This is a genomic window from Anaerolineae bacterium (assembly GCA_025062375.1).
Classification (GTDB): Bacteria; Chloroflexota; Anaerolineae; order SpSt-600; family SpSt-600; genus SpSt-600.
This window is the reverse complement of sequence record JANXAG010000011.1, coordinates 40189-55089: the sequence shown is the minus strand read 5'-3', so window position 1 is coordinate 55089 and position 14901 is coordinate 40189. Positions and strand designations below refer to the sequence as shown.

Below are 14901 nucleotides of genomic sequence, written 5' to 3'. Positions count from 1 at the left end.
TTTCCATGATGAATTGAGCCTTATTTCTGAGGCACTGCAGAAGACCTTCGGGGCTTACGTGCGAGGAGAAGGGTTGGTGGCCTTGCTTTACGGCCTCGGAGTGGTCTTACTGATGGAAGTAGCTGGTTTGAGTTTTGCCCTGCCTGTGGGGTTTATCTGTGGATTTATGACCTTAGTTCCGTACATAGGCGAGCCGATAGCGATGTTCTTCCCGGCCGTGCTGGCCCTTTTTCAACGGCCTGAAGTTACCCTCTGGGTTTTTCTTCCCCTGGTAATTTATCAGCAAATTCTGGTTCGTATCCTTCTGCCTAAAATAATAAGTGAAGCAACCGGAATGCCGGCCATCCTGGTAATTTTAAGCATTCTGATCGGGGTAAAAGCGATGGGGTTTTTAGGATTCATTCTCGCCATCCCTCTGGCTGGGATGCTCTACGCCATAGGTTTTTACATCCTCAGGAAATACAGGCGTTAATTTTACCCCGTAGCTGACCCTGGACTTTCTGGACAAAGCTTCGGAGGCCGGTTTCAACCCCCGCATGGGCAAAAAGTTTTTGCCTCAAGTGCTTTTGGGGCGTGAAGTATGGTAAGTCAGATAACGAAAATCAAGCGCCTGGGGTTATAGGGGAAGTGACCGGTGGCTATGGCGATTTTCCCTTATCCCATATCTCTGGGAAGCGAGATGTTCAGAAATGGGCGAAGAGCAGTTCAAGCTTCGCATGACGAACAAAAGCTACAGGCAGGGTAAGTGCGGACAAACAGGCGGGCCCAAAGGGCCCGTTTTCTTTGATTGATAAACAATGCTGGTTCATTTTGCCCGGGGCAAGCCATGCTCCATCCCATGCTCTCCTGTAGATGCCATCCTCCGACAGCGAGATAAGCCGATAAATGGCTTTTTTTCGTTTAGATGGTGGACCTCGCTACCAGATGGACCAAGATGGGGCAGCCCAAAGAAAATTTGCATAGCGATGTGGGATGCCTTCCTGGCCTATTTGGTGGAGGGATTGTTCCTCCTGAGAAGGGCGTCTTTCAGGACCGTGCAAATACCCCAACATACTTTCTTTCTGCTCTCACCCATTAATGCGTCAGGGAACCTGCATTTTTGACCAAAACCGCCAACAGGAGTAAGATGCAATCGTATAAAAGCTAAAGGGGAAAGAAGGGGGGAGGAGCATGGAAGAACTGTTCAGAAAGGTAGCTTTTGAGGCAGCTATCAGGGCTGGGAATATAATCGTTTCAATGTTGGAAAAGCCCCGAGAAATTCACTCCAAAGGGCCAAAAGATATCGTTACTGACGCCGATTTTGCTGCTGAAAGGGCCATAATTGAAATTATAACTTCCTGGTTCCCGGAACACTCCATCTGTTCTGAAGAAAAACCCTTTCGTCAGAGCAATTCCCCCTACACTTGGTATATTGACCCGCTGGACGGAACTACCAATTATTCCCATCGTTTCCCCGTTTTCTGCACTTCTGTGGCTCTGGCGGAGAGGGAGGAAGTAATTCTGGGCGTGGTTTATGAACCTTTAAACAATCGCCTCTTCTGGGCCCAGAAGGGCCATGGAGCCTATCTAAACGGCAAACCTCTGAGAGTAAGTTCCATTTCTTCCCTTGAGGAGAGTTTGATGGGCTTGGATTTGCCACGTCCCCAGGCCCTCAGGAAGGGTTTTAGCTCTTTTCTGCCTAAATTGGTAGAAAGGGTTTTCACCATAAGAGCTATGGGCTCGGCCGTGCTGGGGTTTTGCTTTGTAGCTGCCGGCTGGCTTGAGGCTTACCTTCACCTCGCCCTGAATCCCTGGGACCTGGCTGCCGGTGCTCTGATAGTAGAGGAGGCAGGCGGAAAAATCACTCAGGTGAATGGCAAACCGTGGAATGTTGAAGCAAAAGCCCTCTTAGCTTCCAACGGCCTCCTTCACCAGGAATTCCTCAAAATTCTAGGAAATTTCACCGCACCTTGACCCAATCCACCTGGTAGTGACAAGCGGGGGAATTTTCCTTATGTTCCACTGTAATCCTGGGGCTTAAATCTCTGCCATCTTCACTTATGACTACCACATACCATATAGATGGTTGGGTGCTGAGAATGATATCGTAATAGCCCAGGTCCGGCCCACCCTTTGAGACCGATACCGCTTCATAACCCCAGGGATTGAAAACCTTAACCCTAACCCCAGCCAGTGGATTTCCCGACGCATCTCTTATAAAACCAAAAATGCTTCCTATAAAACATCCTCTCTCAGGAGCTGGTCTCACAGGACCTGCAAGGGTGAAGGGGAAAAGGATAGGTGTGGGGGTAGGAGATGGAACGGGAGTGAAAGTAGGAGTAGGGGTGGGTTTTGGCCAGAAAATAGGGGTAGGAGAAGGGGTTGGAGATGGTGTTGGACTCAAGGCAGGGGTAGGAGAAGGCAAAGGGGGAACTGGCGAAGGAGTGAAGGTTGGGGTAAAAAACTGGACCACTTCTGTTCTGGAACGGATCATCCAGGATAAATTCCAGAGCATAAACACACCCGCGCAGGCCATGATGAGAAGCATAATCAAAATGATAAAGAAAGCCAGCACATATTCACGATTTCTCATCCCGGTAATCCTTATATAAATTGTGCTCGTAAATGTATCGTTCAACCTCCGGCGGGACCAGGTATCTTATGGGCAGGCCCTCCCGCACTCTTTCCTGGATCTCGGTGGAAGAGATGCCTATCTCCGGGGCTTTTATGAATATCACCTGCTTCTTTATCCCGGGTATGACGCTATCCAGAGCCTCTATGTCCACACCGTATCCTGGGCGGTTCACAGCTATTATCTTGCAGAGTTTTATGAGCTCGTCAGGCCTGTGCCAGGTGAGGATGCCGGCCAACGAATCCACCCCCATGATGAAATACAATTCTGAATCGGACCCCATCTCCTTTCGCAGCATGGCTACAGTGTCTACCGAATAAGAGGGCCCTGGTCTGTTCACTTCAATTGGGGAGACTTCAAAGTAAGGGTTGGAAGAAATGGCCAGCTCCACCATTCTGTAGCGATGGTGGGCCGGCGAATAAGGCCTCCTCAACTTGTGGGGAGGGTGTCCGGCTGGAATGAAAATAACTTTAGCCAGGCCTACTCTAACCCTCGCCTCCTCAGCTATTATAAGATGGCCGTAGTGGATGGGGTCAAAAGTTCCCCCAATAATGCCTATTTTCACTCTTTCCACTCCAGCTCCATATCCCCTATAACAACCGTATCGCCATCCTGGATTCCCATCCGGCGCAGGGCTTTTATCACACCAAGCTTTTCCAGTTTTCTGTGAAATAGAGAAATGGCCTCTTCCTGTTCCCAGTTTATAGTGGCAGCAATCCTCTCAATCTCCTGCCCCCTTATTCTCCACACTCCTCCATCCCGGGATATTGTAAACAGCGGTTCTTTTTTCATCGCGGGGGTGACCTCTTCTTCTACAAGGGCTGGCATTTCCTTCGGCATTTCCTGCAGGAGAGCAGCCACAGCTCTCATGAGTTCCCAAACCCCCTCTCCTGTGGCGGCCGATATGGGGTAAACCCCACAGCCTGCTTTTGCGAAGGAATCCCTTATTTGAGGCCATTTCTCCCTCACTTCAGGGATGTCCATTTTGTTAAAGGCTACGATTTGAGGTTTGGCGGCCAGACGGTCACTGAAAAGAGCTAGCTCCCGGTTTATAGCCTCAAAGTCTTTCATGGGATCCGGGCTCAGGCCATCCAATAAATGGATTATAACCCTTGTGCGCTCTATGTGGCGCAGGAATTTGTGGCCGAGTCCCGCTCCCCTGTGGGCTCCTTCTATAAGGCCAGGGATATCAGCCAGAACGAAATCGTAATCCCCCACTGTTACCACTCCGAGGTTGGGTTCCAGAGTGGTGAAAGGATACGGGGCTATTTTGGGGCGTGCGGCGCTTACTGCGGCCAGCAAGGTGGATTTGCCAGCGTTGGGGACACCGACTATCCCCGCATCAGCTATAAGTTTGAGTTCAAGGTAAAGCCAGCGCTCCTCGCCAGGTTCACCCTTTTCAGCAAACCTGGGAGCCTGGTTCACAGGGGTCGCGAAAGCAGCATTTCCCCTGCCCCCCCTGCCACCCTTAGCCACTAAAACCTTCTGACCTGGCTCTACAAGGTCAGCTATGAATTCCCCTGTATTTGCATCCCTAACCACTGTCCCGGGAGGAACCGGGATGTAGAGGTCTTCGCCGCTTTTCCCAGCCTGCTTCTTCCCCCGACCGTGCTGTCCAGATTGAGCTTTGAAATGCGAGCGCTTCTTAAAATGAATCAGCGTATTGATGTGAGGGTCCACAACAAGATAAACATCCCCTCCTTTCCCACCATCGCCTCCATCGGGGCCACCGAAGGGGACAAACTTTTCCCTCCGGAAACTAACACAACCGTTACCACCGTTCCCAGCTTTTACGTAAATCCTGGCTTCATCAAAAAACATATTCCCTCCCAGGCCCGGCTGCTAAAAGCATAACGGATAAGAAGAGAGTTGTCAAGGAAACCAACAGGTTATGAAAACTCCTCAGCATGGGGGTAATAGGTGACCAGAGGGCTTTTCCCCGCAATGCTTAGTGAAAGGACGCTGAATCTTGACAGAATAATTTTAATGGCTTATCATCCAGTTTACAGGTGTCAGCCCGGATAAAGGTTCGGAAGATGAGGAAAAACGCCTTTATTTTGTGGTTTCTGGCTGTAAGCGTTTTCGTGCTGGCTTTTAAACCCCAGTTGCCCGGAGCTTACATATCTAGCCCACGGGATGGAGAAACAATTCAGGGGCAAGTGGCCATCCTGGGAACTGCCAGTATCCCCGATTTCTGGAAATATGAGCTTCATTACTCACCTCAACTTTTAACGGGCGAAAACTGGATGCCCATCGGAGGCGTTGTGGAAACCCCGGTGGTGGATGGTCTCCTCGGCTTTTGGGATACTACTAAAGTGCCAGATGGCTCCTATGTTCTGAGGCTCAGGGTCGCCAGGCGCGATGGCAACTACGTGGAAGTTTTCGTCCGGGGCCTTGTGGTAGCCAACCGAACGCCGATCCAAACCCCAACCCCCACACCTGCAACCCCAGAGCCCTCCCCAACACCCTTACCGCCGACCCCTACGGTAATCATTGAGCTTCCAGCAACCCCCACACCTTTTCCTTCCCCCACCATCCCACCGAAGCTCACACCTACCCGAACCGAGGATTACATTTTTGACCCTGGTAAATTGTTTTCCCCCTTTTGCTATGGCATGGGGGCGGCTGGACTCTTTTTTGCTTTCTTCGGCTTTCTCTTCCTTATGCGAGCTCTCATACACTTGATGCGGAGGCCCTAAAGGTTTATGGCTGGCAAGGTTATCGTAGGGCTCGGGAACCCTGGACCTCAATATGCCGAAACTCGCCATAATGTGGGCTTTCAATTTGTGGATTACCTGGCCAGGAAACACAATATAACCTTTTCCGAGTTCCGTTTTAATGCTCACCTGGCTCTTGGAACGATAAAAGGCCAGGAAGTTATACTGGTCAAACCCCTGACTTTCATGAACCTGAGCGGGCAAGCTGTTAAGCCTCTGGTTAAATCTCTGGCTGTTCCTCTCCACGACCTTCTGGTGGTTTACGATGATATGGACCTTCCGGTCGGTGCTATAAGGTTCAGACCGAAAGGAGGAGCCGGAGGGCATCGGGGTATGCGCTCCATTATTGAAGCGCTGGGCCATCAGGACTTTCCAAGACTCCGCTTTGGCATTGGCCGTCCAATTAGAGGGGACCCTGTGGATTACGTGCTGGGGGAGTTCTCTGAAGAGGAAAAAGCGGCTATAGCTTTGGCCTTTGAAAAGGCTGTGGATGTAGTGGAGGGATGGGTGGAGAAGGGGCTGGAAGAAGCTTTGCGGAGGTTTTCGCTCCTGACAGTTACTGAAGGGTAGAAGAGGTGTTAAGATTTGTAAAAAAAGGAGAGATGAGCATGGAGAGGATTATGGTAATAGTGAACCCGATAGCAGCCAATGGTAAGGTGGGAAGGAAATGGCCTTCCGTCAAGGAGTTTTTGGAGAAAAGAGGGATCCCATTTTCTTTTGCCCTTACTCAATACCCCGCCCACGCTATAGCTTTAGCCGCTGAAGCGGTGGAAAGAGGGTTCAAAACTATCGTAGCCTTTGGAGGAGATGGGACTTTGAACGAAATGGTGAACGGGGTTTTCCGACATGGGATTTCTTCCGAAATCACCCTTGGGGCTATTCCAGGGGGCACTGGCTCGGATTTTACCCGTTCCCTTGGACTCCCGCGAGACCCCATCAAGGCTTTTGAGAAAATACTGGAAGGGGAAACCACTCGGGTTGACCTTGGGGAAATAGAGTGCTTCAAAGAGGGCAGGCCTGAAAGGCGCTATTTCATCAATGTGGCAGGATTGGGCTTTGATGCTGTGGTGGCTGAGAGAACTAACAGGTTGCCTAAATTTATGGGTGGAACGCTCCCTTACCTCTTCAGCCTCTTAGTTACCCTTTTGACTTATAAAAGCCTTCCCTTTAAAATAAACATTGATTCCCAGACCCTTGAGCTTAAAGCCTACCTTGTAGTGGTGGCTAACGGGAAGTATTTCGGTGGAGGGATGTTCATAGCGCCTGAAGCGGTATTGGACGATGGCAAATTCTATGTGGCCATAGGAGAAGATATGAGCCGGTTTGAGTTCCTTTCCCTTGTGCCCAGCGTTTACAAGGGTACCCACATTGCTCATCCCAAAGTAAAAGTCTACGAAGCCCAGACTGTAAAAGTTAGCTCTGAAGTTACCCTTTACATAGAAGCTGAGGGGGAAGTTGTAGGAGTGGCCCCGGCCACCTTTAAGGTTCACCCTCGCGCGGTGAATTTCCTCTGCTGAGGTGAGGATGCGAAAAGGTTTGCTACTGGCTTTCAGCGCTTTTCTTTTTGCTTTGATTGCCTACATCGCCCACCTGTGGCTTTCGGTACTGGAAGGTTTTCCAGCAAACTTCTCACCCATTATTTCCAGCAAACTGCCCTCAATTCGCGCCGAAAATGACAAACCAATCGCTAAGCAAGTTTTCTTCATTCTCTTTGAGGAGGAGATTTCTTTTTCAGGAAACGGAGCCTATTTCCAGGTGGTATGGCCTGAAGTTCCCGGGTATTACACCCACTATGTTATGCTTATAACTGGTGCCCCGCCTGAGCTTGTGGGGGTTTATTTTGAACCCCGCCCGATAAAGGCCAACAATCTGCTGGAAGAGATGGCACGTTCTGGCCTGCGGGTTGCTTTCTCCGGACCTTACTGGTGGAAAGAGCTTCTGGGGCCTTCTGTGAAAGATCTATATGCGAGTTTCTTCGCTCTCCCTGACCGTTACCCTGAGATATTTTCTGAAGGTAAACGTTTTGCCTCCCTTTTTTCACCGGACTTTCTCTTCCTCCACATACCCTCCGGGGGAGATGCTCTTGAAGGGAATCCTGAAGCTTTGGGCTTTGATGCCTCTCAGGATATTCTGGTTGTCCTGACCCCTTCCTCTTTCATTGTGGCAGGCAATGGGGTAATACCGGGCAATTATGGGCCGATCTCTTTTCTGGACATCGCTTCTACCCTCGGGGTTTTGAGTGGTTCTCCGGTTCCGGCAGCGAAAGGTATTCCCCTCCTTCATGCTTTTCTCCTTTCCGACGAACTCAAAGCTTTGAAACTTGCCTCGGTGGCCCATCAGCGTGTCCAATTAGCCGATTTTTATCTAAAAAAATTAATTGGTAGAAGCCTTGATGAGGGAATAAAAAGCGATGCTGCTTTAATTTTGAATTCGCTTGAATTGGGAAACATCTATGCAGTTTTGGAGCTGGCCAAACTTACATTAGAAGAGGCCAATGAGGCTATAGTTAGAGCCAGAGCTAGCACCATAATTGCTGGAAAGTGGAGAAGGCTTCCCCTCTTCCTTCTCTGGGCTCTGGTGCCGCCTCTGTTGCTGACCTTAAGGCGTAAGCCTTCGGCCTGGCTTTTAATCATGGCTGGTCTACTTTCTTTCACCATGAATGCATGGCTTTTCCGTCAGGAATGGCACTCTTTTTCCTGGGAGGCTTTGCTTCGCTCAGACTTATCCCTTTCGGCTATTAAACGGACTTTTCTTTCCCTCTATGTTCCAGCCCTGTTACCCCTGCTCTGGCTCCTTCTGGAGATGGAGGAAGATGCAATAGAAGCCGGAGAAACCCTGGCTCGTTACGGGCTGTGGACTTTGTATTTTACCTCTCTCCCTGTAGCCTTGAGCTTTTTAATGATTGGGGCTGTTCCGGTTTACTTTTTCCCTTCCCTCGGCTTTTATGCAGCCGAGTTCATGGGTTTGCAACAGTTATTTTTGAGCGGTCTTCTGGCTTTACCGTTGCCTTTTGTGGGGATGGGGCTCTTTCTCCCCTTAAAGCTTATAGCTTTCATGATGCATCGTTCTGAGACAAATTAAAAAGACTTTCTCTCAAAAGAGCGGTCAACCGCCCTTCGCAACTCGCCCCGCAAGTGGGACCCATAACCACGGCGAACCATCAGGCCCACGAGGGTGGAAAAAAATTCGGGGGGTCCAGGGGGCCTGGGGGATGTGCCCCCAGAAAACCCCAAAAGGGAGCCATCACCCACCCCTTGCACCCCGCCCACGAGTGGGACCCAGAACCGTGGCAAACTTAAAGCCCATGAGGGCGGAGAAAAATCGGGGATGGAGGGGGGCAAAGCCCCCATCACAGGGGTCTTGGGGGGCCCCCAGAAACCTTTGCCCACGGGGGCGGGAAGATCCCATCCATGGTGAAGCGGCCTCACCCCCGCACTCTGAAGATTGAGAAGGATCGCCCTTAAGCGCAAACAAGTAATTACCGCAACCGTTTCTCCCTGAGGTCCAGGGCCAAACTTTTACTTCAGCTTCTCCCTGAACCACTCTATAGTGAGCCGCAAACCCTCCTCTAAAGGGACTTTTGGCTCCCACCCCAGAATTTTCCTGGCTTTAGTTATATCTGGCCGGCGAAGCCGCGGGTCATCCGGAGGAGAAGGTTTAAACTCTATTCCAGACCGGTTGCCCACAATTTCATTGATCAAGTAAGCAAGATCTAATATCCGCATCTCCTCAGGGTTGCCCAGGTTAACAGGTTCCACTTCGTCGGAAAAAAGAAGCCGGTATATACCTTCCACCATATCCTCTATGTAGCAGAAGCTTCGGGTCTGTTGACCATCCCCATAGACAGTTAGAGGCTCGCCTCGTAAAGCCTGTCCAATAAAATTGGGGATAACTCTACCGTCATCAAGACGCATCCTGGGCCCATAGGTGTTAAAAATCCTGGCGATTCGCGTTTCCAGCCCGTGGTGGCGGTGGTAGGCCATAGTAAGGGCTTCGGCGAAACGCTTGGCTTCATCGTATACTCCCCGGGGGCCTATGGGGTTAACATTGCCCCAGTAGCTTTCAGGCTGGGGATGGACCAGAGGGTCGCCGTAAACTTCGGAGGTGGAAGCCAGAAGGAAGCGAGCTCCTTTGGCTTTGGCAAGCCCCAGGGCTTTGTGGGTCCCTAGTGCTCCCACCTTGAGGGTTTGAATGGGGTATTTCATGTAATCCACAGGGCTAGCCGGCGAGGCAAAGTGCAAAACTGCGTCAAGAGGCCCAGGAACGTAAATGAAATTGGTGACATCGTGCTCTATAAATAGAAAACGCTTGTTCCCAAAAAGGTGAGCTATGTTGTCGGGTGTGCCTGTAATGAAGTTATCCATCCCGATGACTTCATGCCCTTCCCTTATAAACCTGTCGCAGAGGTGAGAACCTATAAACCCAGCAGCCCCGGTTATAAGGATGCGCATTTTTTCCTCCGGATTGCAAACACAGGTTACTCTTTGAAGAAGCTTACCTCCACCAATGCTTCTTTTTCCAGGGTAAAGCCTAAGCCCACCACCCCTTTCGCTATCTTCAGGAGGGCTTGCTTACGGTCATCGACCCGAGCCCAGCCTTCCTTCCACCCTTCCGGAAGAACAAAGAGGAGTTTGCCAAACTGGATACCAGGCTTCTTGAGGTGAAACCACAGCCTGAGTTCTTTACCCGCGACTAAGCGTTTAACTTCCTGAATCTCAACCCCTCCTTGGGTTATATGGAAGGTGGAAGAAAGAAGTTGGGGTTCAGAAAGAGAGGGCCTTATGCCCAGAAGGACAGTTTCATGGGGCTGATGTCTTTTCAGGATAATGGTGCCATCGGTCACGCCCAGATAGCGCCCGCGCCAGTAATTGTAGACGTGGTAGCGTCCTGGTGGTATGCCCAATTCCTCTAGGGTCAGATTGGTAGTTACGGTGCGGTTGCTCCAGTTAAGAACTCCTGCCACCCACCATTCACCCCATGGCCTTTTAATTTTCATCACCATGATGGATGGCTGTTCGTGTCGGAAAAGGTCCACGGTTGTAGCGCTTTCGGGAGAAGGAGGTAATATCCGGCGCAGGTAGTTGGACCTGCCTCTCCTCAGGGAGAGGAGGTTATCGCTATCCACCACTGCTCCTCCACTTAAACCCACTATGCTCACCAAGGACCGGACTTCGTTCAGGACCAGGTTTGATTGGTCGTCGCGCGTGCGGACCAGGACGCAATCGGGGTCGTTGGCCCACAAACGGCGGTGGAAGAAATAACGGGTCATGGTGTTACGGATGGAGTTTTCGGCTGATGGGGACGATAAATCCCGCCAGAAAGGACTCCAATCGGGGTGAACATCTGGCCCAATCCTCATGGCGTCCACTAGCCCAATGGAAGGGCCCAGGGGAGCCCCGCACCCGAGGAGGTAAACATCATCTCCAGCACCTTCCCTTATCGCTTCAAGCCCCTGCCTAACGGCTTGCGCTCTGGTTATACGGGGGTTACGCCTTCGCCCGGGCATCGCTCCGGCAAAGAGGAAATCCAATTTGAAGAACTCAAATCCCAAATCTCTGCGGAGAATGTGGAAGAGTTCTTTGAGCCAGCTCTGGACTTCCTGGACGGATAGATCCAGACCGTAGCAGGGAACTCCCCAGTGCTCCCATGCCAGAACAGGTTCCCCTTCTTCACTTCTCAGGACCCAATCGGGATGTTCGGCCATGAGGCGGGAATCTTCGCCAACGGCAAAGGGGGCGACCCACAAAGCTGGACGGAAGCCTGCTCTTTTTATCTCCTCTGCCAGAAACTTCAAGCCGGAGGGGAATTTATCTCTGTTTACTTCAAGCCAATCTCCGATAGCGCGCTGGTAGCCGTCATCTACAATGATGTACTCAAAGGGTAGAGCCAGCTCCCTGGCCTTACGGACACATTTGAGGACTTCTTCCTCGGTGTTTTCACCGTAAAAGTAATACCAGGTGCACCACCCGGTGAAAGAGCGAGACTGTTTGGCTTGCATCCTTTCGCCCCAGAGGGATCCGTAAGCTTCCAGAAGTTCGCATGGGTTATCACCACAGGCCAGGACAAGTTCTTCCGAGAGGAATTTCTCCCCGGGAGAAAGGGGGAAGCCATCAGCGTAACAGCAAGCCGAAAGTTCGGATATACCTTTGGAGTTAGTAAGGGTTAAGGATATTTCTCCGAGTTGCCTGGACGAAGTGACGAATCCCAGAAGGAGGGATAAGCCTTCAGGTGGAGCAACTACTGTAAACCATTCGCTGCTCAGTTTTCTGGCGCCAGCCAGATCAAAATGGGGCTGGTGCATCCTCCGGTAGGCATCGGTGGCAGGATCTACATAGAGGCCATCGCTTATCAATCTGGCAAAAGATGGGGACCAGGATTGCCATCCGTTCTGGTAAAAACGCCAAGAAGAAGTGGGGCCTTCTAACTTTAACCCCTCCTTTTCCACCTCAAGGACTATGAGCCTCTTTATGGAAAGGGGGTTGCCGCTCTTGTTGAAGACTTCAAGCTTTACCGAGGTAAAAAGTTCTCGGGAGATAAACCTCTTGACCGCGATGAACTCGTCTTCCCCCTCGGGAGCCTGCAGGCGGAGGCAATGGGTTTTTCCTTCTACCTCGTATTCAACGCGGGAAATTGTACCCTGCAGGAGGGGGCTGAAATCGTTCCCTTCGGGTTCAAGGGGGTGAATCATTTTCCACCTCGTCCTTTATTCCAGAAATTTCACGTAATTGAAATTAACCTTTTCGGGATCTGCGTAAACGCCCCGGTATTCCGGGGGCAATAAAGAGGCCAGAATATACATGGCTTCCGTGGTCATTTTGGTCAGATCACCCCTTTCAATTATGGGAGGAGGGATGAACTTAAAAGGGCGGCCTATCCGAATGTGAACTTCGGTGGGGCGAAGCTTCTTCAAGTTCTGGAAGAACTTTTCCTGCCCCCATATGGCTATTGGAACAATGGGGGAGTCGGTTTTTAGAGCGATATAGGCAATTCCATCTTTAGCCTTTTGCAATCGGCCATGGTGGCTTCTGGTGCCTTCGGGGGCCATGAGGAGGGGCTGTTCCTGGGCCAGGGTTTCCAGAGCGCCCTTAAGGGCTTGCCGATCAATCTCCCCTCTCCTGATAGGCACTACACCATAAAGGCGAATGAAAAACCCCAGGAACGGGTAATCCAACACTTCCCTCTTGGCCATTATGGTCACTTCTCTCGGAGCAAGCCCCCCCACAAGAACAGGGTCCAGAAAGTTTATGTGGTTTATCATGAGGATAACACGCCCTTTTCGGGGGAAATTTTCCCAGCCCTCTATTCTGTAGCGGAGGAAAATGCGAAAGAGAATTCTCAGGATATAGTTCAGGATGGATCGCGCCCTCATATCCCTCCCCCTCCGGTCAAAAGTTTGCCAGAATGATACCATAAAATTTTTGAATAAGCCAATAAGACAGCCTGGAGGGCGACCATCACTCACCAAGTTGGTGCGGAAGAAGTCCACAGGTCCTCCCTTTGCCCAGTCGGAACGCCACTTCCACCTTTTCCTTGAAAGGTTTGACCTCGCGGCATTTTCATGGCTATAATTCTGGAAAACAAAGCCCGAGCGGAGGGCCCCTTTTTTAAATCTGGCCAGAGGTGTGGATAAATAAATGAGGTGGGTGAAAGTATTGCTTTACATCTCTCTGGTTTGCGTCGCAGGTTGTCGCGGAAGCATGGAGGCAAAAAATTTTACAAATTTTCGGCCAGCTCGTTATGCCGTAGATTACGGGGCCAAGCCGAACCTGGAGCATCTTTCGCAGGCTGAGCTGGCTATTGTCCAGCCCGTCCTTTCGCCCCAAGAAATACGCCTCTTAAGGGAAGGCGGAACAGAAGTCTTGGCTTATATTTCCATCGGCGAGGCGGAGCCTGACGACCCAGCCCTCCCTAATCTCTCCAGCTGCATCCTGGGTCAAAATCCCAACTGGGGTTCGTGGTATATGGATGCCCGTTGCTCAGAGTGGCAAGATTTTGTCCTGGAACGGGCCCGTTCTCTCCGGGAGAAAGGGTATTCTGGCCTTTTCCTGGATACTGTGGATACGGCTGAACTCTATCCCCAGACATCTCCCGGATTCGTGGAGTTGATCCGCCGTCTGCGCCAGGAGATAGGCGGAATCATCGTCCAGAATCGCGGCTTCAGCGTTCTGGACGAAGTGGTCAACTATATAGATGGCATTATGCATGAGGACCTGAGCGCGGGCTATGATTTCTCTACCGGCCATTATCTCTACCACGAACAGGACCCAACGCCGGCTCTGACCTATCGGGATCGGTTAATCCTTCTGGCCCTTGACTATGCCCCACCCGACCGACCTCATCTGGCCTGGAAGGCTTGTGAGAGGGCCCGACTCCTGGGCTTTACGGGGTATGTAGCTTTCCACGTGTACCTGCACGAAGGGGGCATTTTCTGCGATGAAGTTCCTCTGCCCCCCTCATACCGGGCCACACCCCAAGGCGTCCTGCGGGGTTCTGAAATGATAAACCTTTATGGCCTGAACTGGTTTGGCATGGAGACCCGCGATCGCGCCCCCCACGGCCTCTGGACAGGCAGGAAAGTGCCGGAATTCCTGAAGCAGATTCGGGAACTGGGGTTCACTGCCCTGCGTTTGCCCCTTTCCCCTCAAGTCCTCTGGCCAGGTTATGATACCGCTTCCTGGGCTCAAAATCCTGGCGGTTATCCCAGCGATGCTTATGCTGGCTTGCTCTATTTTCTTGAAGAGGCTCGCAAAGAAGGCCTTTATGTCCTCCTGGACTTCCACACTTATGACCCGAATCGCCTGGGAGCAAGCCTTCCCGGCCGGCCTTTCGGCAACGGTTATACGAAAGAGAACTGGCTGGCTGACCTACGTCGCATGGCAGAAATTGCCCTCAGTTTCCCGAATGTAATGGGCATTGACCTGTGCAACGAGCCCTATGCCCTGACCTGGGCTGAATGGAAGGCGCTGGCAAAAGAAGGAGCGGAAACTATCCTCCAGGCCAATCCCTTCATCCTGGCAATCGTTGAGGGAGTCGGGAACATGTCCGACAACGGTGGCTGGCCTGCTTTCTGGGGTGAAAATCTCACCGAAGCCTATGAAGATCCCATCATCAAGGAGTGGCACGTGTTTCTCCCTCTGGTATCGAGGGCTGGCGGAAGCTCTGGGCTCCCCAGTAGGACGGTGACCCCCTCCCTTTTGGGCCGTATTCTGTATCTGCCCCACGTTTATGGACCCGATGTAGCCCATCAACCATATTTTGATGACCCTGATTTTCCCCACAATCTTCCAGACATTTGGGAAATTCACTTTGGCCGGATGGCTGGCAAGTTCCCCCTTGGTATCGGGGAATTCGGAGGGCGCTACGAAGGGAAGGATAAAATCTGGCAAGATGCCTTTGTGGACTACCTTCTGGCTAAGAAAATCCACATCTTTTTCTACTGGGCTCTAAACCCCAACTCTGGAGACACCGGCGGCCTTCTTTTGGATGACTGGCGAACTGTTCACGAGGGCAAGCTTACCCTACTCCGTCGCCTCATGCATAAGTAATGCAGGCGAAAGTTCCCGGAAAAGGGTA

Annotated in this window: 13 protein-coding genes; 7 read left to right on the top strand and 6 right to left on the bottom strand. The window is 51.4% G+C overall.

All coding sequences use genetic code 11. The annotated features are described in order from the left end of the window. A partial coding sequence (locus NZ653_04860) for an AI-2E family transporter (protein ID MCS7286447.1) occupies positions 1-472 on the top strand: 472 nt, incomplete at its 5' end. Positions 473-1170: 698 nt separating this feature from the next. Continuing rightward, a complete protein-coding gene (locus NZ653_04855; protein ID MCS7286446.1) occupies positions 1171-1953 on the top strand; it encodes an inositol monophosphatase in 783 nt (260 codons plus the stop codon). On the opposite strand, the gene NZ653_04850 is transcribed toward NZ653_04855, so the two are convergent. From NZ653_04850 to obgE, 3 genes are read right to left on the bottom strand one after another with little or no spacing between them, the layout of a single operon-like run. After that, the gene (locus tag NZ653_04850) at positions 1940-2572 is read right to left on the bottom strand and encodes a carboxypeptidase-like regulatory domain-containing protein (protein MCS7286445.1); all 633 of its coding nucleotides are present in this window, start codon (positions 2570-2572) and stop codon (positions 1940-1942) included. The genes NZ653_04855 and NZ653_04850 overlap by 14 nt on opposite strands. Then, positions 2559-3185, bottom strand: a complete 627-nt coding sequence (nadD, locus tag NZ653_04845) for a nicotinate-nucleotide adenylyltransferase (protein ID MCS7286444.1) — start codon at positions 3183-3185, stop codon at positions 2559-2561. The genes NZ653_04850 and nadD overlap by 14 nt, the downstream gene beginning before the upstream one ends. Beyond that, positions 3173-4432, bottom strand: a complete 1260-nt coding sequence (gene obgE, locus NZ653_04840; GenBank protein MCS7286443.1) for a GTPase ObgE — start codon at positions 4430-4432, stop codon at positions 3173-3175. The genes nadD and obgE overlap by 13 nt, the downstream gene beginning before the upstream one ends. A gap of 215 nt (positions 4433-4647) precedes the next feature. Between obgE and NZ653_04835 the strand changes: the two genes are divergently transcribed. Genes NZ653_04835 through NZ653_04820 form a run of 4 tightly spaced genes read left to right on the top strand, consistent with a single transcriptional unit; the run spans position 4648 to position 8409 of the window. Continuing rightward, positions 4648-5310, top strand: coding sequence for a hypothetical protein (locus tag NZ653_04835; protein MCS7286442.1), 663 nt, complete (start codon positions 4648-4650; stop codon positions 5308-5310). Between the two features lie 6 nt (positions 5311-5316). After that, a complete protein-coding gene (gene pth, locus NZ653_04830; protein ID MCS7286441.1) occupies positions 5317-5898 on the top strand; it encodes an aminoacyl-tRNA hydrolase in 582 nt (193 codons plus the stop codon). 38 nt (positions 5899-5936) lie between these two features. Beyond that, positions 5937-6845, top strand: a complete 909-nt coding sequence (locus NZ653_04825) for a diacylglycerol kinase family lipid kinase (protein ID MCS7286440.1) — start codon at positions 5937-5939, stop codon at positions 6843-6845. 7 nt (positions 6846-6852) lie between these two features. Beyond that, complete coding sequence (locus tag NZ653_04820; protein ID MCS7286439.1) at positions 6853-8409, top strand: hypothetical protein; 1557 nt, start codon at positions 6853-6855, stop codon at positions 8407-8409. A 437-nt stretch (positions 8410-8846) separates the two neighbouring features. Here NZ653_04820 and NZ653_04815 read toward each other — a convergent pair whose 3' ends face one another. From NZ653_04815 to NZ653_04805, 3 genes are read right to left on the bottom strand one after another with little or no spacing between them, the layout of a single operon-like run. Further along, the gene (locus NZ653_04815) at positions 8847-9779 is read right to left on the bottom strand and encodes an SDR family oxidoreductase (protein MCS7286438.1); all 933 of its coding nucleotides are present in this window, start codon (positions 9777-9779) and stop codon (positions 8847-8849) included. A 26-nt stretch (positions 9780-9805) separates the two neighbouring features. After that, a complete protein-coding gene (locus NZ653_04810) occupies positions 9806-12016 on the bottom strand; it encodes an alpha-galactosidase (protein ID MCS7286437.1) in 2211 nt (736 codons plus the stop codon). A 15-nt stretch (positions 12017-12031) separates the two neighbouring features. After that, positions 12032-12697 (bottom strand): 1-acyl-sn-glycerol-3-phosphate acyltransferase, encoded by a 666-nt coding sequence (locus NZ653_04805; GenBank protein MCS7286436.1) that lies wholly within the window; start codon positions 12695-12697, stop codon positions 12032-12034. A 265-nt stretch (positions 12698-12962) separates the two neighbouring features. Here NZ653_04805 and NZ653_04800 point away from each other — a divergent pair, with 265 nt between their 5' ends. Continuing rightward, positions 12963-14873 carry a cellulase family glycosylhydrolase gene (locus NZ653_04800; GenBank protein ID MCS7286435.1) on the top strand — a complete coding sequence of 637 codons (1911 nt, stop codon included), beginning with the start codon at positions 12963-12965 and terminating at the stop codon, positions 14871-14873. Positions 14874-14901 lie beyond the last annotated feature (28 nt).

Coding starts and splice junctions, on each gene's coding strand:
- NZ653_04810 (MCS7286437.1), bottom strand. CDS start 12,016: ATGATTCACCCCCTTGAACCCGAAGGGAACGATTTCAGCCCCCTCCTG.
- obgE (MCS7286443.1), bottom strand. CDS start 4,432: ATGTTTTTTGATGAAGCCAGGATTTACGTAAAAGCTGGGAACGGTGGT.
- NZ653_04850 (MCS7286445.1), bottom strand. CDS start 2,572: ATGAGAAATCGTGAATATGTGCTGGCTTTCTTTATCATTTTGATTATG.
- NZ653_04825 (MCS7286440.1), top strand. CDS start 5,937: ATGGAGAGGATTATGGTAATAGTGAACCCGATAGCAGCCAATGGTAAG.
- pth (MCS7286441.1), top strand. CDS start 5,317: ATGGCTGGCAAGGTTATCGTAGGGCTCGGGAACCCTGGACCTCAATAT.
- NZ653_04815 (MCS7286438.1), bottom strand. CDS start 9,779: ATGCGCATCCTTATAACCGGGGCTGCTGGGTTTATAGGTTCTCACCTC.
- NZ653_04835 (MCS7286442.1), top strand. CDS start 4,648: ATGAGGAAAAACGCCTTTATTTTGTGGTTTCTGGCTGTAAGCGTTTTC.
- NZ653_04805 (MCS7286436.1), bottom strand. CDS start 12,697: ATGAGGGCGCGATCCATCCTGAACTATATCCTGAGAATTCTCTTTCGC.
- NZ653_04855 (MCS7286446.1), top strand. CDS start 1,171: ATGGAAGAACTGTTCAGAAAGGTAGCTTTTGAGGCAGCTATCAGGGCT.
- NZ653_04800 (MCS7286435.1), top strand. CDS start 12,963: ATGAGGTGGGTGAAAGTATTGCTTTACATCTCTCTGGTTTGCGTCGCA.
- NZ653_04820 (MCS7286439.1), top strand. CDS start 6,853: ATGCGAAAAGGTTTGCTACTGGCTTTCAGCGCTTTTCTTTTTGCTTTG.